Genomic DNA, 19349 nt, shown 5'->3' with positions numbered 1-19349 from the left:
AGGCTATCGTGACCCTTCGCACCTATCAGAACCACACGCCAACCCTCGGCGCCGGGGCGTTTGTCGATATTTCGGCGGTGGTGATCGGCGATGTCGAAATCGGCACTGACAGCTCGGTTTGGCCGCTGACGGTGATTCGCGGCGATATGCACCGCATCCGCATCGGTGCGCGCACCAGCGTGCAAGACGGCTGCGTGCTGCACATTACCCATGCCGGGCCGTTCAATCCGCAGGGTTACCCGTTGCTGATCGGCGACGATGTGACCATCGCCCACAAAGTCATGCTGCATGGCTGCACCGTGGGTAACCGCGTCCTGATCGGCATGGGCAGTATCGTGATGGATGGCGCCGTGGTCGAAGACGACGTGATCATCGGCGCCGGAAGCCTGGTGCCGCCAGGCAAGAAACTCGACAGTGGTTTTTTGTATGTGGGCAGCCCGGTCAAACAGGTTCGCGCATTGACTGACAAAGAACGCGCCTTTTTCACCTACAGCGCTGCGAACTACGTGAAGCTCAAAGACCTGCACCTGGCTGAAGGATTCGATCAATGACCCTGCATCACCCCACCGTCCTGTTCGACCTGGACGGCACCCTCACCGACCCACGGGAGGGCATTACCCGTTCGATCCAGTACGCCCTGGCCGAACTGGGCATTGATGAGCCCGACCTGACCAAACTCGAACACTTCATCGGCCCGCCCTTGCTGCAGGCGTTCATGCAGTTTTACGCCTTCGACGAGGCCAAGGCATGGGAGGCGGTGAATTTCTACCGTGAGCGCTTCAAGGTCACCGGCCTGTACGAAAACCGCGTGTTCGACGGCGTCATGCCGTTATTGGAAGAACTGAACAGCCAAGGGCGCCAGCTGTACGTAGCCACCTCCAAACCGTGGGAATTTGCCCGCGAGATTGCGCGGCATTTCGACTTTGCCAAGTACTTCAAGGTGATCTACGGCAGCGAACTGGACGGCACGCGTACCAACAAGGTCGAGTTGATCGCGCATTTGATGCGTGAGGAACGGCTGGACCCGGCCACCACCTTGATGATCGGTGATCGCAAGCATGACCTGATCGGCGCACGCAGTAATGGGCTGGATTCGGCCGCCGTGGGGTATGGGTTTGGTAGTTTTGAAGAGCTGAGTGCCGAGGCACCGACCTGGCATTTCGAGACGTTGGACCAGATGCATCAGGCGTTTTTGCAGCGTCCTTGAGACCGCTTTCGCAGGCAAGCCAGCTCCCACAGTTGACCGCATGCTCATGTTGAAAATCGGTCAACTGTGGGAGCTGGCTTGCCTGCGAAGAGGCCCTAACGGCCAACCTTCTCCAACTGCCTCAACGCCGCTTTACGCTGCTCCACCGGCAACCCACCCAACCGCTCCACCGCCGCATAAAACCTAACCCAATCCCCGCCTTCCCGCGCAAACAACGCCGCAAACGCCGGCACCCATTGGTCATACAACCCAAACGGCAAAAGCCGCGCGTTATTCATCGGCTGGTTAATCCAGGCGTCATAACGCTTGTCTCCACCCCATTGGCTATCACGCAGGTGCCGGTATTCACTGCGCAACTGCTCGAATTGCGCCGCTTTGGCCCGGCGCATCGCGTCCGCTGCCAACGGCTGCGCGTACAACGCCTCCAGACGTTTGCGGGCATCGAGAATCAGCCGGATAAATTGATCGCGTTGCTTCAACGCCGCATCGCTGACAGGCGCCAAGCCCCGCGCCGCACGCCATTGGCGCGTGCCCTCCTGCTCGACAAAACTGGCATAGGACTCGTTGAACTCGGTGTCATCCTTCACGTAGAAACGCTGGTGGGCCAGCTCATGGAAGATCAGCGTGGCGAGGCGCTCATCGCCCCAGCTCATCATCGAACTCATGATCGGGTCGTTGAACCAGCCCAGGGTGGAATAGGCCTCCACGCCGCCGATCGACACATCCATGCCCCGTTGCCGCAACAGCGCCGCCTCGCCCCGGGCCGCACCTTGGTTGTAGTAGCCGCGATAGGCGACGCAACCGGCGATGGGAAAGCAATGGTTCTGGGGTGACAGAGAAAATTCCTGCGTGGCGAAGACATTCCAGACCACATAGGGTCGGCCGATATCGGCATAGAGCCGGTAACTTTGATTGTCCGGCAGATGCAGGTGTTCACTGGCAAAGGTTCGAGCTTTCTGCGATTGAGCCAAATGCTCGCGCAGCAGTGGCGGGCGAGCAGGGTCGGCGATGACCTCGGCAACCGGCTCCCGGGCCCGCAACAGGTGCCACTGGCCACTCGCCAACTGGCTGTAATAACTGACACTGGAGCAGCCGCTGAGCAGCAAAACCATCAGTCCTGGAAGAAAACGCCTGATCATGCACTGACTGCTCCTGGGTGATGGGTTCGCCAGACTATCGCGCTTGCAGGGGATTTTTCCACGGCGTGGCGTGTTTATACTCAAGCCTCTTCTCGTGTTGAGTACTTGCCATGCGCCCGCTCTTGCTTCCCGTCGCCGCTGTATTCCTCAGCGCTTGCGCCTCGACCCCCATGCCCCCCGTGGACCCGCAGCAGGCCTGGGTCGATTTCACCACGCCCACCCCGGGTTCCAAGTTGGTAATGGCTCAGCGCCTGGACGGGAAAAACCTCGACGACGGGCGCTTTTTTCAAATGCCTCCCGGCCCTCACGAGCTGATGGTGCGCTTTGACTTTGAAGTGCCCGCTGGCGGCGGCCTGGGTGGCCTCAGCCAGATGATGTATCGCACCTGCTTCATGACGCTGCAGTACGACCACTTTCAGGCCGGCCAGCGCTATGTGCTGGAAGGGCGCTCACTGGCGTTCACGCCCAACATCCGGCTGTACGACTCAACCCGCCAACTATTGGCCGAAGAGCGCAGCGTGAACTGCATCTGAGTCAGTCGTTGTTCTTTTGATAGATGATGCGCTTGGTGCCGTTTTCGCATGAGCCGACAATCATGGCTTCGTCATGGTTCTTGGCTTCTTCGGCGGTGATGATTTCCAGGGTGTAGGACGGAATCGCCTTGGCCTGGATCTTCACTTCGATTTCTTTCCTGAGCTCTTCACAATCTTTTGGCGCGGCCACGGCCGAAGTGGCCAATACACCGCAGATGATTGCCAAGGCAAAACGTTTCATGTGTGGAGCTCCCTGAATGCGCTGCGCACGAGTGTGCGCCTAGGCTGCATGGGCTATTCGACCACATTTTGCAAACACGAGTTCTAATTTAACGCAGCACCAAAAATGTGAGAGCGGGCTTGCTCGCGAATACGCAGTATCAGTCACCGAAGATATCGGCTGATCCACCGCATTCGCGAGCAAGCCCGCTCCCACATAAGATGACTGCTGTGTCAGTTGACCAGCGTGGCATCCAAGGTGATGGTTGCATTCAGTACCTTGGAGACCGGGCACCCTTCCTTGGCTTTTTTGCTCAGTTCATCGAACTGTGCCTGGCTCGCGCCTGGGATTTTGGCCTTCAGGATCAGGTGCACTGCTGTAATCGCAAAGCCGCCCTCAACCTGGTCCAGAGTCACTTCGGCCTGGGTGTCGATGCTTTCAGCCTTGAGCCCGGCGTCGCCGAGAATCATGGAAAACGCCATGGAGAAACAGCCGGCGTGAGCCGCGCCGATCAATTCTTCAGGGTTGGTACCCTTGCCGCCCTCGAAGCGGGCCTTGAAGCCGTAGGGCGCTTCGCGCAGCACGCCGGTTTCCGTGGAAATGGAGCCCAGGCCAGTCTTCAGGTCGCCTTCCCAATGCGCGGATGCCTTTTTAACGATACTCATAGCTTTCTCCTCGAACGGTGGTTTTGCGTCGGTAAGGGTTCTGAGGATAGACGTCAAAACAAAGTTCATTCGTAAGAGAAACCTAGCAATCTAGTAGGAAATTTCAGAGCTACCTATTGAATCTCGGGTATATGCCCTCATTGCATAGAGCATGCACATGAAGCGGCAGGTTTTGGTTCGTCTAGAAAGCCTGCGCCCCCATTGGAGAAGCAGGCTTATGAAATCGCTGTCCGACGTAAAGTTCTCGACCCTCGACCTGGTGCCCGTACGCGCCAACGGCAGCCCGGCGCAGTCGCTGCGCAATTCCCTGGACCTGGCCCAGCATGTGGAGAAGTTCGGCTACCACCGTTTCTGGGTAGCTGAGCACCACAATATGGACGGCATCGCCAGTTCGGCCACCTCGGTACTGCTCGGTTACCTGGCAGGCGGCACCTCGACCATTCGCGTGGGGTCTGGCGGGGTGATGTTGCCAAACCACGCGCCACTGGTGATCGCCGAGCAGTTCGGTACGCTGGAAAGCCTCTACCCCGGTCGTATTGACCTGGGCCTGGGGCGCGCGCCCGGTTCCGACCAGATGACCGCCCGCGCCCTGCGCCGTGAACGCTCCGGCAGTGCCGATGACTTCCCCGAAGATGTGGCCGAGCTGATGGCCTACCTCGGCCCGCGTACGCCCGACCAACGGGTTATCGCGGTACCGGGCACCGGCACCAATGTGCCGGTGTGGCTGCTGGGTTCAAGCCTGTTCAGCGCACAATTGGCCGGTGAGCGTGGCTTGCCTTACGCCTTCGCCTCCCATTTCGCACCGCGCTTGATGCATGAGGCAATTCGCGTGTATCGCAATCACTTCAAGCCTTCAGCCGTACTGGACAAGCCCTACGTGATGCTCGGCATTCCGCTGGTGGCGGCCGACACCGATGAGCAGGCCGATTACCTGGCCACCTCGGTGTACCAGCGCATCCTCGCTTTGATGCGCGGCCAGAGCCTGGTGCAGCGCCCTCCAGTAAAAACCATGGACGGCCTGTGGTTGCCCCATGAAAAAGATGCGGTCGGTAGCTTCCTCGGCTTGGCCATGGTGGGCAGCCCGGCGAAGATTCGCGGCAAGTTGGAGGTGTTGATCGAGCAGACCGGTGCTGATGAGCTGATTTTTACCAGTGACCTGTATGAGCACGCCGACCGGATTCATTCCTACGAGCTGCTTGCACAAGTAATGAAGGGCTGAATGGTCAAACGATATACCTGTGGCGAGGGAGCTTGCTCCCGCTGGAGTGCGCAGCGCTCCCATTTTTTTGGGGCCGCTACGCAGCCCAGCGGGAGCAAGCTCCCTCGCCACAGGTGCGTCGCTTATACAGCACGAGGTTAGCCGCGCTTGTAGGCAATTTCCTTGGTGCCACCTTCGCAGGTGCCAACTACTTTCTGGTCACTTGGCGTAGCACCTTTGTCCACCACTTCCAGCGAATACCCCGAAGCACCCTTGGCGTCGATTTTCGCTGCGATTTCGCTTTTCAGCTCTTCACAAGGCTTGCCCGCCGCCATAGCGGTACCCGCAATGCTCAACAACCCTACCGCTAACAGAAACTTCTTCATCCGTTACTTTCCTTGCGCTGATCAAAAAGAGCGTGCCGACGCTCATCGCGTCGGCACCCGTTGTTTGTAGCGCAGGTTATGGCAATCGGCCAGCGGGCAAAGTTCAACTCTGCCGATCAACTACTGGCAATGCGGAATCCCACTTTGAGCGTGACCTGGAAGTGCGCAGCCTTGCCATCTTTGATGTGACCACGGGTTTCGGTCACCTCAAACCACTCCAGATGCTTGATGCTTTTGTTGGCTTCAGCCAGGGCATTGTTGATCGCGTCTTCGATGCTGGTGGTGGAAGAGCCAACCAGTTCGACTTTCTTGTACGTGTGATGATCACTCATGGCGTTTCTCCTTTAGGTCGTCAATCAAGACTAGCAGCGAATGTGCGTACTGCTTCAGGCGACCGTTGGGAGGCGAAAGTTCAGAATTACTGCACTTTCTGAAAGCGGCGCAGTCGGTATCTACACACGCCACTCAATCACTTCAGGAGATGTCCACATGGCCAACACTTCTTTACGCAAAGCGTCGCTGGAAAGCATGGAAGCCGAGATTTCGAGCCTGCTCAAATCGCTGGAGAGCCTCAAAGACGACGCGTCCGATGAGTCGCGCAAAACGCTGAAGGCCTTGAAAAGCAATGCCGAGAACGCCCTCAAGCACTCTCGCCACCTGATCAGCGACGCCTACGAAGAAAGCAAAGTCAAAATCCGCGAAACCAGCGCTGCCACCCGTGACTACGCACAAGAGCACCCCTGGACGACCGCCGGTGTCGCCGTTGGCGCGCTGGGCCTGCTGGCGGCTTATCTGCTGTGCAAACGCGGTGACTGATTGACCGGTTACATCGGTTGACGCAACAGCTCAGCCTTGAGCCATTGCGCCAACTGCCCGGCGCGCCCGTCTGCGGCGCGCTTGGGTAGCCACAACGCCAGGTGCGCCGGGGTTTCACTGAACCCCCACGGCGCCACCAGGCGACCCGCTCGCAGGTCCTCTGCCACCAGCGGTTCTGGCGCAATTGCCACTCCCAAGCCGGCAACCGCCGCTTCCAGCAAATAATACAAATGCTCAAACCCCTGGCCGAGTTTCAGCGCGCCGGGCTCTAGGCCGTGTTGCCGTGCCCAACTGGGCCAGGCTTGCGGACGTGAGGTGGTGTGAAGCAAGGGTTGCTCCAGCAGATCCGACGCTGGGGCCTGACGCAGTTGTTCAAAACCGGCGAAGCGGGGGCTCAAGACCGGGCCGATGCGCTCGCTGGCCAGCTCATACACCTGCATATCCGCCGGCCACGGCGGCTCAGCGAATACCAGCAAGGCATCCAGCCCCGGGCGGCGCGGGTCCAGATCGCCTTCGCCTGCCGACAGGTGCAAGCGTAAATCCGGCAAGTCAGCATTCAACCGCCCCAGCCGAGGGATAAACCAACGCGCCAGCAAACTGCCTGAACAACCAAGAACGAAGGGCGCGTCAGCGCCGCGTTGGGTGAGTTCGGCGCACACGTCGCGCAACCGCTCGAAAGCCTCGCTGCTGGCATCTCGTAGCCTGACGCCAGCATCTGTGAGTTTAAGGCCGCGCCCATCCTTGATGAACAGGCTCACGCCCAAGTGCTCCTCCAGCACTTTCAACTGGCGGCTGACCGCGCCATGGGTCACGTGCAATAGCTCCGCAGCCTGGCTGACGCTGTTAAGGCGAGCGGTGGCTTCAAAAGCGCGCAGGGCATTGAGGGGAGGGAGGTCGCGGCTCATCTGTGAGTTTTCCTGACAGGTTGCGGCGATCTTATCGGTTTTCAGACCAGAGCGTCACGAGTAGAGTGACCGTCATTGCCTTTAAACACATTTTTCCTGGAGCGTCCCATGACTCAGTCCCAGACCGATCTACGCAACGGCCCTGACGCCAACGGCCTGTTTGGTGCGTTCGGCGGCCGCTACGTCGCTGAAACCCTGATGCCGTTGATTCTCGACCTGGCCCGTGAATACGAAGCGGCGAAGGTAGATCCGGCGTTTAACGAAGAATTGGCCTACTTTCAGCGCGATTATGTCGGGCGCCCAAGCCCGCTGTATTTTGCCGAACGCCTGACCGAGTTCTGCGGCGGCGCCAAGATCTACCTCAAGCGCGAAGAGCTCAACCACACCGGCGCGCACAAGATCAACAACTGCATCGGCCAGATCCTGCTGGCCCGGCGCATGGGCAAGAAACGCATCATCGCCGAGACCGGCGCCGGCATGCACGGCGTGGCCACCGCAACCGTGGCGGCGCGCTTTGGCCTGCAATGCGTGATCTACATGGGCACCACCGACATCGAGCGCCAGCAGGCCAACGTGTTCCGCATGAAGCTGCTGGGCGCCGAGGTCATCCCCGTGGTCGCCGGCACCGGCACCCTCAAAGACGCCATGAACGAAGCCCTGCGCGACTGGGTAACCAATGTCGACAGCACCTTCTACCTGATCGGTACCGTGGCCGGGCCACACCCATACCCGGCGATGGTGCGCGACTTCCAGGCCGTGATCGGCAAGGAGACCCGCACCCAGTTGCAGGCCCAGGAAGGCCGCCTGCCGGACAGCCTGGTGGCGTGCATCGGCGGCGGTTCCAACGCCATGGGCCTGTTCCACCCATTCCTGGATGACACCAGCGTCGAGATCATCGGTGTTGAAGCCGCAGGCCATGGCATCGAAACCGGCAAGCACGCTGCCAGCCTCAACGGCGGCGTACCGGGCGTGCTGCACGGCAACCGCACCTTCCTGCTGCAGGACGACGACGGCCAGATCATCGACGCCCACTCGATTTCCGCAGGCCTGGACTACCCCGGCATCGGCCCGGAACACGCCTGGTTGCATGACATCGGCCGCGTCCAGTACACCTCGGTGACTGACGATGAGGCCCTGCAAGCCTTCCACAAATGCTGCCGCCTGGAAGGGATCATTCCGGCACTGGAAAGCGCCCACGCCCTGGCTGAAGTATTCAAGCGCGCGCCAAACTTGCCCAAAGATCACCTGATGGTGGTCAACCTCTCGGGCCGTGGCGACAAAGACATGCAGACCGTGATGCACCATATGGAACAGTCCAAGCAGGAGAAACACTGATGAGCCGCCTGCAAACCCGCTTTGCGCAACTTAAAGAACAAAATCGCGCCGCCCTGGTGACCTTCGTCACCGCTGGCGACCCCGGCTATAACACCTCGCTGGCGATCCTCAAGGGCTTGCCGGCCGCCGGCGCCGATGTGATCGAGCTGGGCATGCCCTTCACCGACCCGATGGCCGATGGCCCGGCCATCCAGCTGGCCAATATCCGCGCACTGGGCGCCAAGCAGAACCTGTTGAAAACCCTGCAGATGGTTCGCGAGTTCCGCCAGGACAACGACGACACGCCGCTGGTGTTGATGGGCTATTTCAACCCGATCCACAAATACGGCGTGTCGCAGTTCATTGCCGATGCCAAGGCAGCTGGCGTCGACGGCCTGATCGTGGTGGACATGCCCCCCGAGCACAACGGCGAGCTATGCGACCCGGCCCAGGCCGCAGGTATCGACTTTATCCGCCTGACCACGCCGACTACCGATGACGTGCGCCTGCCTACTGTGCTCAATGGCAGCTCCGGGTTTGTGTATTACGTGTCGGTCGCCGGTGTCACCGGGGCGGGTGCCGCCACCCTGGAACACGTCGAAGAAGCCGTGGCCCGCCTGCGCCGCCATACCGACCTGCCGATCAGCATCGGCTTTGGTATCCGCACACCCGACCAGGCAGCGGCCATCGCACGCTTGGCGGACGGGGTGGTAGTGGGTTCGGCGCTGATCGATCACATCGCCACGGCCAAGAACGACCAGCAAGCCATTGATGGCGTGCTGACCCTGTGCGCAGCGCTGTCAGAAGGTGTGCGCAACGCACGCAAGTAAGTTGCACGGCGCAACGACCGCAGCTTATACGCTAGGCTTCAAAAGAGGTGGGCATGTCGCCCACCTCCTTTTTTAATGCACTTCGTGCCCTTTGCCGTCTAACCACCTTCGCAAGCCCCGCAGTCCTTGCCCCTCGGTCGTTAAGTTAGCCGCATCAGAAGTCATTCTTGGCTCTTAGGAGTACATCATGGCATTTGATCTCGTCACCGTTTCAGACCGTCGTCACTCAACCCTGCAAAAGGGTTTCAATCTGCGCTGGCCCTTGGGCAATGTGCAGGGCCAGTCTTCGCCCAATGGCGCCAACCTGATTTACCTTTGCCGCAGCCCGCAAGACATCATGGACGCCGCCGCCCAGGCATTGGCCCTGCCCAATGGACGCATCACCGTACGCAGCGGCGGTCATTGCTACGAAGGGTTTGTCGCCAACAAGATGCCCGACAGCCCGAATGAGGTGCTGTCGATCCTGGATATCAGCGCGCTGAACCGAGTGATCTACGATGCCAGCGGCCAGATCGGTTCCGAGCTGCGCCCCACGCAGCCCTTTCGCTACCGCTTTCGCCTGGAGGCCGGCGGCCAGAACTGGGACGCCTATGGCGCGTTGTACAAGCTGGCCAACAAAACCTTGCCCGGCGGCTCATGCTATAGCGTGGGCCTGGGCGGACACATTTGCGGTGGCGGCTATGGGCTGCTGTCGCGCAAGTATGGACTGGTGTGTGACTGGCTCAGCGGGGTCGATATCCTGGTGCCTGACAGCCAAGGCAAAGGGCTAGAACCGCGCCATGTCAGCAGGGACAGCACCCAACAGGACGAGTTGGACCTGTTCGCCGCGTGCTGCGGTGCGGGGGGTGGTCAATTCGGCATTATCACCAGCTATTACTTCAAGGACCTGCCACCGGCCCCCAAAGAAGTACTGTGGCTGGTGTTGGAATGGGATTGGTCAGCGCTGACCCAGGATGCACTTAGCAATCTGCTGGTGGCTTACCAGCGATGGTTCGCCAGTCATCAGAGCAACCCGGACACCTGGGGCCTGGCGACCAAACTGGAAATGCGCCACGAGCACACAGGCAATATCACCTTGGGTATCCATTATGTGGACAAGGAGGGTGAGCTGAACGACCGTGCGCCCTTCGATGATTTTGTCGACAAGATGCTCACGGCCATCGGCTTACCTGCCACCGAGTCGCTGGTGCCGTTTCATGTGGTCCATTTGCCGCCCGGCACAGCCGGCGGGCGCCCCATCGACTCAGTCTCATCCGCCCAGGCTGCGGCGCGGCGCCTGGACTGGCTGGTGTGCCAGCAAACATTGAATGGTTCGGGAGACAATCAGCGTGGGCGCTATAAATCGGCCTATCAGAAAGGTGAGTTCAGCCCCCAAGTGCTACAGGCCATCTGGACTACCCTGACCTGGCCGGACCCTGACAACCACCTGACACAAAGCCTGATCCAGATTCAGTCCTTCGGCGGCCAGATCAACGCCGCCAGCGCGCCCGTACGCAAGGAGTCGTCGGCCGCCCAGCGTTCGTCCCTCCTCAAGTGGCAACCCCAGTGTTACTGGCACGGCGACAGCGCGGCCGCGGATCAAGCCCATGCCGACTGGATCCGAGGGCTGTACGTCAATGCGTTTGCCGATGCGCAAGGCGTACCGCTCAACAATGCGTTCGAAGGCTGCTACATCAATTACCCCGACCTCGACATGACCTACACAGGCGGTAATCCGGCCAACGGCAAAAACCCCCAGTGGTACAAAATCTTCTTTCCCGATCTGATGATCGAAAGCCGCTTGCGCCGTACCAAGCAGCGCTGGGACCCGCACAATATATTTCGCAACGAGATGTCGGTGCCGTAGAACGAAAAAAGGGCGACCCGAAGGTCGCCCTTTTTACAGCTCGATCCGCTCGACTTTGCCGACCAGCAATATGTAGGAAAGCGCGCCGAGCAGCGCCAGGACCGCAATGTAGGTAATGGCCGGCGCAAATGACGAGCCACTGGCCAGAAAGCCAATCACGATAGGCAATTGCCGCCAGGTTGCCGATGAAGTTGAACACCCCGCCGGTCAGCCCCAACAGACGGGCAGGCGCCAAGGTCGACACCAGCGACCAGGTGATCGACGCCAGGCCATTGCCGAAAAACGCCACCGCCAGAAACGCGATGACCCACCCCGTCGAGTCCACATAGTTGGCCCCGATGATCGCCGTGGAAATCAGCAGCCCACTGATGATCGGCAACTTGCGCGCAAAGCCCACCGATGCCCCACGGCGAATCAGCCAATCGGAAAACACCCCCGAACACAGCACGCCCACAAACGCGGCCAGGAACGGCAAGGAGGCCAGCAAGCCAGACTGGATAAAGTCCATGCCGCGATATTTCACCAGGTACGTCGGGAACCAGGTCAGGAAGAACCACAGCGTGGAGTTCAGGCAAAACTGGCCCAGGTAGATGCCCCACAGCTTGCGTTTGCTCAGCACGATGCCGAGGTCGGTCCAGCTGAAGGGTGCCTTGACGGTTTTAGCCTGCATGTCCACCAGCCCGCCACCGTCGCGGATCAGTTGGATTTCGGCTTCGTTGGCGCCTTTGAAATCTTTGGGCTCGCGGTACACCGCGTACCAGATCGCGGCCCACAGGATGCCGACGCCCCCGGTCACCACAAACACCATGTGCCAGCCGTACTGGTGCTGCAGCCACGCCAGCACCGGGGTGAGGAACGCCAGGCCGACGAATTGCCCGGAGGTATAGACGCCGATAGCCGTGGCGCGCTCGCGCTCGGGAAACCAGGTGGTGACCACACGGCTGTTGATGGGATAGGCCGGCGCCTCCAACGCGCCCACGGCCATGCGCAGCACGAACAGCGCGATAAAGCTGGCGGCGAAACCGAGCATCACGGTGGCAATCGACCACAGCAGCAGGGCCGCCGTGTAGAGAATGCGCGGCGGCACCCGGTCTACCAGCCAGCCACCCGGGATTTGCATGGCGGCGTAGGTCCAGCCGAAGGCAGAAAAAATCAGCCCGACTTGCACCGGATCGATCCCCAGCTCGCTGGTCAGCGCGGGCGCGGCAATCGACAGGTTGCTACGGTCGAGGTAGTTGATGACCACGGTGATGAACAGCAGCACCATGATGAAAAAGCGCTTTCTGCTAGGCGTGACTAAAGAAGCCTGCCCGGTGAGGGATTCAGGGTGCATGGGGGTGCCTCTTTTTATATTTGTTGAGGAAGGAACGCGCTCAATGTGGGAACTGGCTTGCCTGCTCCCATATTTTTTTGCGCGTTTCAATCAGGTGGAAATCACCACTCGGCAAAACTGCCATCGGCATGGCGCCAGATCGGATTGCGCCAGCGATGGCCGATGGCCGCGCGCTCAACCACATACTCCTCGTTGATCTCAATGCCCAGACCTGGGCCGTTGGGGATCTTCACAAAGCCCTGGTCATAGTCGAATACGCCTGGATCACGCACATAGTCGAGCAGATCGTTGCTTTCGTTGTAGTGAATACCCAGGCTCTGCTCCTGGATAAACGCGTTGTAGCAAACCGCATCCAGCTGCAGGCATGCCGCCAAGGCAATCGGGCCCAGCGGACAGTGCAGGGCCAGGGCCACGTCGTAGGCTTCGGCCATGTTGGCGATCTTGCGGGTTTCGGTGATACCACCTGCGTGGGAGGCGTCCGGCTGGATGATGTCGACGTAGCCTTCGCTGAGCACCCGTTTGAAATCCCAGCGCGAGAACAGGCGCTCACCCAAGGCGATCGGCGTACTGGTCAGCGGGGCCAGTTCTTTCAGCGCTTCGTAGTTTTCGCTGAGCACCGGCTCTTCAATGAACATCAGTTTGTACGGGTCGAGCTCTTTCATCAGCACCTTGGCCATCGGCTTGTGCACGCGGCCATGGAAGTCGACGCCAATACCCACGTTAGGGCCGACCGCATCGCGCACAGCAGCGACGTTGGCCAGGGCCAGGTCGACTTTTTCGAAGCTGTCGACAAACTGCAATTCTTCGGTGCCATTCATTTTCACGGCTGTGAAGCCACGGGCCACCGCCTCTTTGGCGGCACGGGCAGTATCGGCGGGGCGGTCACCGCCGATCCATGAGTACACACGGATCTTGTCACGCACCTGGCCGCCCAGCAGATCGCTGACCGATACACCGAGGGCCTTGCCCTTGATGTCCCACAACGCCTGGTCGATGCCGGCGAGGGCGCTCATATGCACCGCGCCGCCTCGGTAGAAGCCGCCGCGATAGAGCACGGTCCAGATATCTTCGATATTGCGAGGGTCTTTGCCGATCAGGTAGTCGGACAGTTCTTCGACGGCGGCGGCCACCGTGTGAGCGCGGCCCTCGACCACAGGCTCACCCCAGCCGGTCACACCCTGGTCGGTTTCGACCTTGAGGAAGCACCAGCGCGGCGGAACGATAAAGGTCGTCAGTTTGGTGATTTTCATCTCTTGTCTCTCTTATAGATGCAGCGCCTGTGGGCGCGGAATATGCTCTCAGCTCAGGGCTTTCCAGGCGGCGACATAAGCCTGGGCACGGCTCGCAACCTGATCCACTGTCATGCCCGGCTTGAACAGCCCGGAACCCAATCCGAAGCCCTTGGCGCCGGCGTCGGTAAACACCTGCATGTTGTCCGGGGTAATGCCGCCCACCGGCAGCAGCAACGTGCCCGCCGGCAATACCGCCAGCCATGCCTTGATCACTGAAGGGCCCATCTGCTCGGCCGGGAACAGCTTCAACACATCGGCGCCTTCGGCCAGTGCGGCAAAGGCTTCGGTAGGCGTGGCTACCCCAGGCGACAAGTACAGGCCCGCCGCTTTGGCGGCACGCAGCACCTTGGCATCGCTGTGGGGCATGACGATCACCTGGCCTCCGGCCGCCTTGACCTGTTCGACCTGCTCAGGCGTCAACACCGTGCCGGCACCGATCAGGCAATCGGCGGGCAAGCTGTCGCGCAGGGTGCGAATGCTGGCGTAAGGGTCTGGCGAGTTGAGCGGCACTTCGATCACGCGAAAACCCGCGTCGTACAGCACCTGGCCGACCGCCTGGGCTTCGTCGGGGCGTAGGCCGCGCAGGATGGCGATCAAACCGTTTTGTGCGAGTGCTTGCTTGAGCATGTCAGGCCTCCAGTACAGGTCGAATGAGCCCGGCGGCTTGCGCCAGTTGCCACAGGCCACGCTCGGTGGCTTCTTGCGCCAGGCTGACGTGGGCAAATCCGCAAAGGGCGAGGGCGCGTTGATAGCGGGCGCAAAGTGCAGCAGCGCCGACCAGGATGATCGGCTGATGTTTGGCCGAATCTGGCAAGCCGGCGAGCTCATGGCCGATGAGCAGGCCAGAGAGGTAATCGGGTTGCTGGTCGGGCGCCAGCTGCGCGGTGAGCCCAAGGGTACGGGCACTGAACAGGGTCGAAAGCACGCCACGCTGGCCATCGTTGGACAGCGCCACGCGCACGCCTTGATCAAACGCCTCGGCCTGGAACTGCTCGCTTGCTTGTTGGGTACGCCCCAGGATGCTGTGCTTGCTCAACACCGCAAACACTTCGCCAGTCATGAAGGTATCGAAATGGGTAATGCGGCCTTCCACCACCTCGACCCACTTGGAATGGCTGCCGGGCAGGCCGATCAACACCTGGGGCCCAAGCCCTTGCAGTACGCCGAGTACTTGGGTTTCTTCGCCACGCATGACATTGGGCAGACCCACTTGCTCGATCACCCCCGGCACGATATGCACCTGCACCCCACGCAGGCTGCGTATGCCATGCAACGCCTGGCCGAGACTGGCGACATCCACCGGCGTGCTGCGATAGGCCGCCTCGCTCCAACCCTGTGCGCTGCCGACCATGCCGCAAGCGATTACCGGCAGCCCGGGCTGGGCATCAAGCCAATCGCCGCAGGCGCTATCGAACGCCAGTTCAAAGCCGTCAGTGCATAGCACACCGGCTATTTCCCGGGGCTCTGTGGGCAAATGCATGATGCCCCAGGCTTGAGAGCGCTGTTCCAGCACAACGCCCGCGGGGCCGAGTTTGTAAGCACGAAGGGAGCTGGTCCCCCAATCGAGCGCGATCAATTGCGCCTGCATCGCTTCACCTGAAATGAGTGGGTGCTGAAAAAAGCAGATGGGCGAATATAAACCTAGGGAGCGGAATATCTCAATATATAAATATCAATCCCATATAATGAGACAATACAAGATAAATCCTACAAACATTCTTGTTTTTACTTAGGGAAGGCCGCGGATTTATCGGGTAAGGAAGGTTAAAAAATCGACAAGTCCAGCTCGCGCATCGCGCCCATCCAGATGGCGTAATCGGTGTGGTCCTTGAGGTCGTCACCGGTTTCAGGGTGCAGGAACACCACCAGACCATTGCGATGCAGCGCCAGCCACGGCAACACCACACCGATATATTCCGGCTCGAACGCCAGCTGGCAACTCCAATCCGGGTGCGGGCCCACGGGCCGCTCGTGCACACGGCCCATGCGCAGCGGGAACAACTTGGCGGCGTCCTCACAGAGCGTGCGCGCCTGCTCAATCGTGCTGGCGTCGAAATAGATATGGGCGTGGTAGCCCTTGATACGTTGCATGACTGACTCCGGTTCCACTGTGGGCCGATCCTAGACCGCAATCGACGGCAGGGCCAGCCCGGTCAACGAGTGCGCACTGTTGGCCTGTTCCGCCACAAGCCACTCGACAAAGCGGTCCACCAACTGTCCGCGGCGTTTGCGCTGGGGTTGCACCACGTAATAGCCCAAGCGCGAGATCACCGTGGAGCTGATCGGCCGGCACAGCCAATTCTGCTCCAGCAGGTTATCCACCAGGTGGCGCCAGCCGATGGCGACGCCCTGGCCGGCAATCGCGGCCTGGATCAGCAAGGTGTAGTTGTCGAAGCGCAATTGCCCCGGGGTCGGCGCAGCCGTGATACCCAGTTCGCGGAACACGCCGTTCCAGTCAAACCATTGGCTGTTGTTTTCCTGGCGCAGGTGCAGCAACGGGCAGTCTTGCAAGGTCTGCACCGTCAGGGGCGCGACCTGCTCCTTGAGCCACTGTGGGCTGCACACCGGGAACACTTCCTCATTGAACAACCACAGGCTCTCGCCCTGCTTGAAACGGCCATCGCCGAACAGCACCGCCACATCAATATCGCTGCGCAGGGTGGCCGGGTTGCGCTCACTGGTGACCAGGCTGACATCCACCTGCGGGTTGGCCTGGTGAAAACGATGCAGGCGTGGCATCAGCCAATAGGCGGCGAAGGCAAAGTCGGTGGCGACTTGCAGCACTTCATGCTGGCTTTGTTGAGTGATGGCGCCGAGCCCCTGGTTGATGTTCTGCAGGCCGCCTTGCACATGCTCGAACAGCAGGGCACCGGCGTCAGTCAGTTCGATGCCGCGGTAAATGCGATCAAACAGGCGGATCGCCAGTTGCTCTTCAAGGCGTTTGATTTGCTGGCTGACCGCCGGTTGGGTGGTGCCCAGCTCCATCGCGGCCGCGGTGAAACTGCGATGACGCGCCGCTGCCTCAAAGGCGCGCAGCAAATCGAGAGAGAGGTCACCCAGCGCTTCATACATAAGCTCAACTTATCCTAGTCATTGCTGCTCATGGGCTTTACCCCATAATTCATGGGCCGCATGCTCATTGGCATAAACACTGCCTATGGAATGCCGAGAAACCATGAAGCGCAAGAACATTCTTTTCATCATGGCCGATCAGATGGCCGCGCCGATGCTGCCGTTCTACGGGCCTTCCCCGATCAAGCTGCCCAACCTCAGCCGCCTGGCGGCACAAGGCGTGGTGTTCGACGCCGCCTATTGCAACAGCCCGCTGTGCGCACCGTCGCGCTTCACCTTGGTCAGCGGCCAGTTGCCGAGCAAGATCGGCGCCTACGACAACGCCGCCGATTTCCCCGCCGATGTGCCGACCTATGCCCACTACTTGCGCCGCCTGGGCTACCGCACCGCACTGTCGGGCAAGATGCACTTCTGCGGCCCCGACCAGTTACACGGCTATGAGGAGCGCCTGACCAGCGACATCTATCCCGCCGACTACGGCTGGGCAGTGAACTGGGATGAGCCAGACGTACGACCTACCTGGTATCACAACATGTCCTCGGTGCTGCAAGCCGGACCGTGCGTGCGCACCAACCAGCTGGATTTCGACGAAGAGGTGGTGTTCAAGGCCCAGCAATATCTGTTCGACCATATCCGTGAGGAAGGTGACCAGCCATTTTGCCTGACGGTGTCGATGACCCATCCCCACGACCCTTACACCATTCCCAAGCCGTTCTGGGACTTGTACGCAGACACCGACATCCCAATGCCCGCGACGCCGCCCCAGGCGGACCTCGACCCGCATTCCCAGCGGCTGCTCAAGGTTTATGACTTGTGGGACAAACCGCTGCCTGTGGATAAGATCCGCGACGCCCGCCGCGCCTACTTCGGTGCGTGCAGCTACATCGACAGCAACGTCGGCAAGCTGCTGCAGACCCTGGAAGACACCGGCCTGGCCGACGACACCCTGATCATTTTCTCTGGCGACCACGGCGACATGCTTGGCGAGCGCGGCCTCTGGTACAAAATGCACTGGTTTGAAATGGCCGCCCGCGTGCCGCTGCTGATCAGTGCGCCGGGGCAGTTCGCCGCTGGCCGCGTCACCCAGGCCGTGTCGACCGCCGACTTGTTGCCGACCCTGGTGGAATTGGCCGGCGGCAAGCTGGACCCGGACTTGCCGCTGGACGGCCGCTCACTGGTCCCGCACTTGCAGGGGCAGGGCGGGCATGACGAAGTGTTTGGCGAATACATGGCCGAAGGCACCGTCAGCCCATTGATGATGATTCGCCGGGGCGCCTACAAATTCATCTACAGCGAGGACGATCCTTGCCTATTGTTCGATGTGCACAACGACCCGAGCGAGCAGGAAAACCTCAGCCAGTCAGCTGAACATCGGCCATTGTTCGAGGCGTTCTTGCGTGAAGCGCGGGCTAAATGGGACATCCCGGCGATCCATCAACAGGTGCTCGCCAGCCAACGCCGTCGCCGCCTGGTGTTTGATGCGCTGACCCATGGCAAGCTCAAGAGCTGGGATCACCAGCCACTGGTAGACGCCAGTCAGCAGTACATGCGCAACCATATCGACCTTGATGACCTGGAGCGCAAAGCACGTTTTCCACAACCCTGCCAAAACCAATAAGTAGACAGAGGGAAGGCCATGCAAAAGTTGACCGTGGTACTGAGTTTGGTGATGCTCAGCAGCGCCCAGGTGTACGCAGACACGCGCTGCGAAACGGTAAAGATGGCCGACCCAGGCTGGAGCGATATTGCCGCCACCAACGCTATCACCAGTTTCCTGCTGACGGGCATGGGCTATCAACCCAAGGTCGACACCCTGGCGGTGCCGATTACCTTCGGCGGGCTCAAGGACGGCCAGGTGGATGTCTTCCTCGGCAACTGGATGCCGGCGCAGCAAGGCTTCTACGACAAGTTCGTGGCCAACGGCGATGTGGTGCAACTGGCGAAGAACCTGGAGGGCACCGAGTTCACCCTCGCCGTGCCGGACTACGTGTGGGACGCCGGGGTGCATGACTTTGCCGACCTGAATAAATTTGCCGACAAGTTCGACAAGAAAATCTACGGCATTGGCTCCGGCGCGCCAGCCAATATCTCGCTGCAGGAGATCATCAAGAAGAATGATTTCGACCTTGGGCAGTGGAAGCTGATCGAGTCCAGCGAACAGGCGATGCTCGCAGAGGTCTCGCGAGCGGTGAAGAAACAGCGTTTTATCACCTTTCTCGGCTGGACCCCGCACCCGATGAACGTGCAACTGAAAATGCGCTACCTCAAGGGCGGCGAGCAGTACTTTGGTGCCACCGGCAGCGTCTATACCTTGACTCGCAAGGGTTACGCACAAGCGTGCCCCAATGTCGGCAAACTGCTGACCAACCTGAGTTTTACCCAGGCCATGGAGAACAGCATCATGGCTGACGTGGCCAACAACAAGGTCAGCAATGCGCAGGCGGCGAAGGCGTGGATCAAGGCCAACCCGGCAGTGTTGGACCAATGGTTGGAGGGCGTGAAAACCCTGGATGGCCAGGAGGCGTTGCCAGCGGTAAAAGCCAAGCTCTGACGTTAAAATCGGACTCAGAGCGTCCCGAGCAGCATTCCCACG

The 19349-nt window shown here is 60.3% G+C and carries 21 protein-coding genes and 1 pseudogene; 10 read left to right on the top strand and 12 right to left on the bottom strand.

The genetic code is table 11. The features are described 5' to 3' along the window. Positions 1-8: 8 nt before the first annotated feature. Both JFT58_RS03080 and JFT58_RS03075 read left to right on the top strand, forming a co-directional pair. Positions 9-551 carry a gamma carbonic anhydrase family protein gene (locus JFT58_RS03080; RefSeq protein WP_054897248.1) on the top strand — a complete coding sequence of 181 codons (543 nt, stop codon included), beginning with the start codon at positions 9-11 and terminating at the stop codon, positions 549-551. After that, on the top strand, positions 548-1207 hold the full coding sequence (locus tag JFT58_RS03075; protein WP_054897249.1) for an HAD family hydrolase: 660 nt from the start codon (positions 548-550) through the stop codon (positions 1205-1207). Before JFT58_RS03080 ends, JFT58_RS03075 begins: the two co-directional genes overlap by 4 nt. A gap of 95 nt (positions 1208-1302) precedes the next feature. Here the strand turns inward: JFT58_RS03075 and JFT58_RS03070 are convergent, their stop codons facing one another. Next, positions 1303-2346 (bottom strand): aminopeptidase, encoded by a 1044-nt coding sequence (locus tag JFT58_RS03070; RefSeq protein WP_054897250.1) that lies wholly within the window; start codon positions 2344-2346, stop codon positions 1303-1305. A 110-nt stretch (positions 2347-2456) separates the two neighbouring features. On the opposite strand from JFT58_RS03070, the gene JFT58_RS03065 reads away from it, so the two are divergent. Then, entirely contained in the window at positions 2457-2879 is a 423-nt protein-coding gene (locus JFT58_RS03065) for a PA0061/PA0062 family lipoprotein (protein WP_054897251.1), read from the top strand. 1 nt (position 2880) lies between these two features. On the opposite strand, the gene JFT58_RS03060 is transcribed toward JFT58_RS03065, so the two are convergent. Both JFT58_RS03060 and JFT58_RS03055 read right to left on the bottom strand, forming a co-directional pair. Then, positions 2881-3120 carry a DUF1161 domain-containing protein gene (locus JFT58_RS03060; RefSeq protein WP_003187312.1) on the bottom strand — a complete coding sequence of 80 codons (240 nt, stop codon included), beginning with the start codon at positions 3118-3120 and terminating at the stop codon, positions 2881-2883. Between the two features lie 212 nt (positions 3121-3332). Continuing rightward, a complete protein-coding gene (locus tag JFT58_RS03055) occupies positions 3333-3764 on the bottom strand; it encodes an OsmC family protein (RefSeq protein WP_034129212.1) in 432 nt (143 codons plus the stop codon). A 217-nt stretch (positions 3765-3981) separates the two neighbouring features. On the opposite strand from JFT58_RS03055, the gene JFT58_RS03050 reads away from it, so the two are divergent. Continuing rightward, positions 3982-4983: an LLM class flavin-dependent oxidoreductase gene (locus JFT58_RS03050; RefSeq protein ID WP_034129211.1), complete on the top strand. Its 1002-nt coding sequence runs from the start codon at positions 3982-3984 to the stop codon at positions 4981-4983. Positions 4984-5120: 137 nt separating this feature from the next. Here JFT58_RS03050 and JFT58_RS03045 read toward each other — a convergent pair whose 3' ends face one another. Together JFT58_RS03045 and JFT58_RS03040 are read right to left on the bottom strand one after the other, a co-directional pair. Further along, positions 5121-5348: a DUF1161 domain-containing protein gene (locus tag JFT58_RS03045; RefSeq protein WP_054897252.1), complete on the bottom strand. Its 228-nt coding sequence runs from the start codon at positions 5346-5348 to the stop codon at positions 5121-5123. 116 nt (positions 5349-5464) lie between these two features. Next, a complete protein-coding gene (locus tag JFT58_RS03040) occupies positions 5465-5680 on the bottom strand; it encodes a dodecin (protein WP_005783406.1) in 216 nt (71 codons plus the stop codon). 157 nt (positions 5681-5837) lie between these two features. On the opposite strand from JFT58_RS03040, the gene JFT58_RS03035 reads away from it, so the two are divergent. Then, positions 5838-6164 carry a DUF883 family protein gene (locus JFT58_RS03035; RefSeq protein ID WP_003187304.1) on the top strand — a complete coding sequence of 109 codons (327 nt, stop codon included), beginning with the start codon at positions 5838-5840 and terminating at the stop codon, positions 6162-6164. A gap of 8 nt (positions 6165-6172) precedes the next feature. Here the strand turns inward: JFT58_RS03035 and JFT58_RS03030 are convergent, their stop codons facing one another. Next, positions 6173-7069: a LysR family transcriptional regulator gene (locus JFT58_RS03030; protein ID WP_054897253.1), complete on the bottom strand. Its 897-nt coding sequence runs from the start codon at positions 7067-7069 to the stop codon at positions 6173-6175. A 108-nt stretch (positions 7070-7177) separates the two neighbouring features. On the opposite strand from JFT58_RS03030, the gene trpB reads away from it, so the two are divergent. The 3 genes from trpB (at position 7178) to JFT58_RS03015 (ending at position 11059) form a co-directional block, all read left to right on the top strand. After that, positions 7178-8404, top strand: coding sequence for a tryptophan synthase subunit beta (trpB, locus tag JFT58_RS03025; RefSeq protein ID WP_003187301.1), 1227 nt, complete (start codon positions 7178-7180; stop codon positions 8402-8404). Then, positions 8404-9213, top strand: a complete 810-nt coding sequence (trpA, locus tag JFT58_RS03020; protein WP_054897254.1) for a tryptophan synthase subunit alpha — start codon at positions 8404-8406, stop codon at positions 9211-9213. Before trpB ends, trpA begins: the two co-directional genes overlap by 1 nt. Before the next feature lie 187 nt (positions 9214-9400). Further along, positions 9401-11059 carry an FAD-dependent oxidoreductase gene (locus JFT58_RS03015; RefSeq protein ID WP_054897255.1) on the top strand — a complete coding sequence of 553 codons (1659 nt, stop codon included), beginning with the start codon at positions 9401-9403 and terminating at the stop codon, positions 11057-11059. 33 nt (positions 11060-11092) lie between these two features. Here the strand turns inward: JFT58_RS03015 and JFT58_RS03010 are convergent. The 6 genes and pseudogenes from JFT58_RS03010 to JFT58_RS02985 form a co-directional block, all read right to left on the bottom strand. Beyond that, positions 11093-12392 (bottom strand): annotated as a pseudogene (locus JFT58_RS03010) (MFS transporter). Between the two features lie 101 nt (positions 12393-12493). Beyond that, complete coding sequence (gene dgoD / locus JFT58_RS03005) at positions 12494-13642, bottom strand: galactonate dehydratase (RefSeq protein ID WP_003187297.1); 1149 nt, start codon at positions 13640-13642, stop codon at positions 12494-12496. 48 nt (positions 13643-13690) lie between these two features. After that, positions 13691-14311: a 2-dehydro-3-deoxy-6-phosphogalactonate aldolase gene (locus JFT58_RS03000; protein WP_054898859.1), complete on the bottom strand. Its 621-nt coding sequence runs from the start codon at positions 14309-14311 to the stop codon at positions 13691-13693. A 1-nt stretch (position 14312) separates the two neighbouring features. Next, positions 14313-15272: a 2-dehydro-3-deoxygalactonokinase gene (locus JFT58_RS02995; protein ID WP_034129204.1), complete on the bottom strand. Its 960-nt coding sequence runs from the start codon at positions 15270-15272 to the stop codon at positions 14313-14315. A gap of 176 nt (positions 15273-15448) precedes the next feature. Further along, on the bottom strand, positions 15449-15775 hold the full coding sequence (locus JFT58_RS02990; RefSeq protein WP_014716300.1) for a DOPA 4,5-dioxygenase family protein: 327 nt from the start codon (positions 15773-15775) through the stop codon (positions 15449-15451). A 30-nt stretch (positions 15776-15805) separates the two neighbouring features. Next, complete coding sequence (locus JFT58_RS02985) at positions 15806-16756, bottom strand: choline sulfate utilization transcriptional regulator (protein WP_034129203.1); 951 nt, start codon at positions 16754-16756, stop codon at positions 15806-15808. Between the two features lie 103 nt (positions 16757-16859). Between JFT58_RS02985 and betC the strand changes: the two genes are divergently transcribed. Further along, the gene (gene betC / locus JFT58_RS02980; RefSeq protein ID WP_054898860.1) at positions 16860-18374 is read left to right on the top strand and encodes a choline-sulfatase; all 1515 of its coding nucleotides are present in this window, start codon (positions 16860-16862) and stop codon (positions 18372-18374) included. 18 nt (positions 18375-18392) lie between these two features. Next, a complete protein-coding gene (choX, locus tag JFT58_RS02975) occupies positions 18393-19307 on the top strand; it encodes a choline ABC transporter substrate-binding protein (RefSeq protein ID WP_054898861.1) in 915 nt (304 codons plus the stop codon). Positions 19308-19349: the final 42 nt, after the last annotated feature.

The organism is Pseudomonas sp. MF6767, from assembly GCF_016405475.1.
GTDB classification, from domain to species: Bacteria; Pseudomonadota; Gammaproteobacteria; order Pseudomonadales; family Pseudomonadaceae; genus Aquipseudomonas; species Aquipseudomonas paracarnis.
Note: the sequence above shows the minus strand (reverse complement) of the source record. Positions and strands in the feature narration are given on the sequence as shown.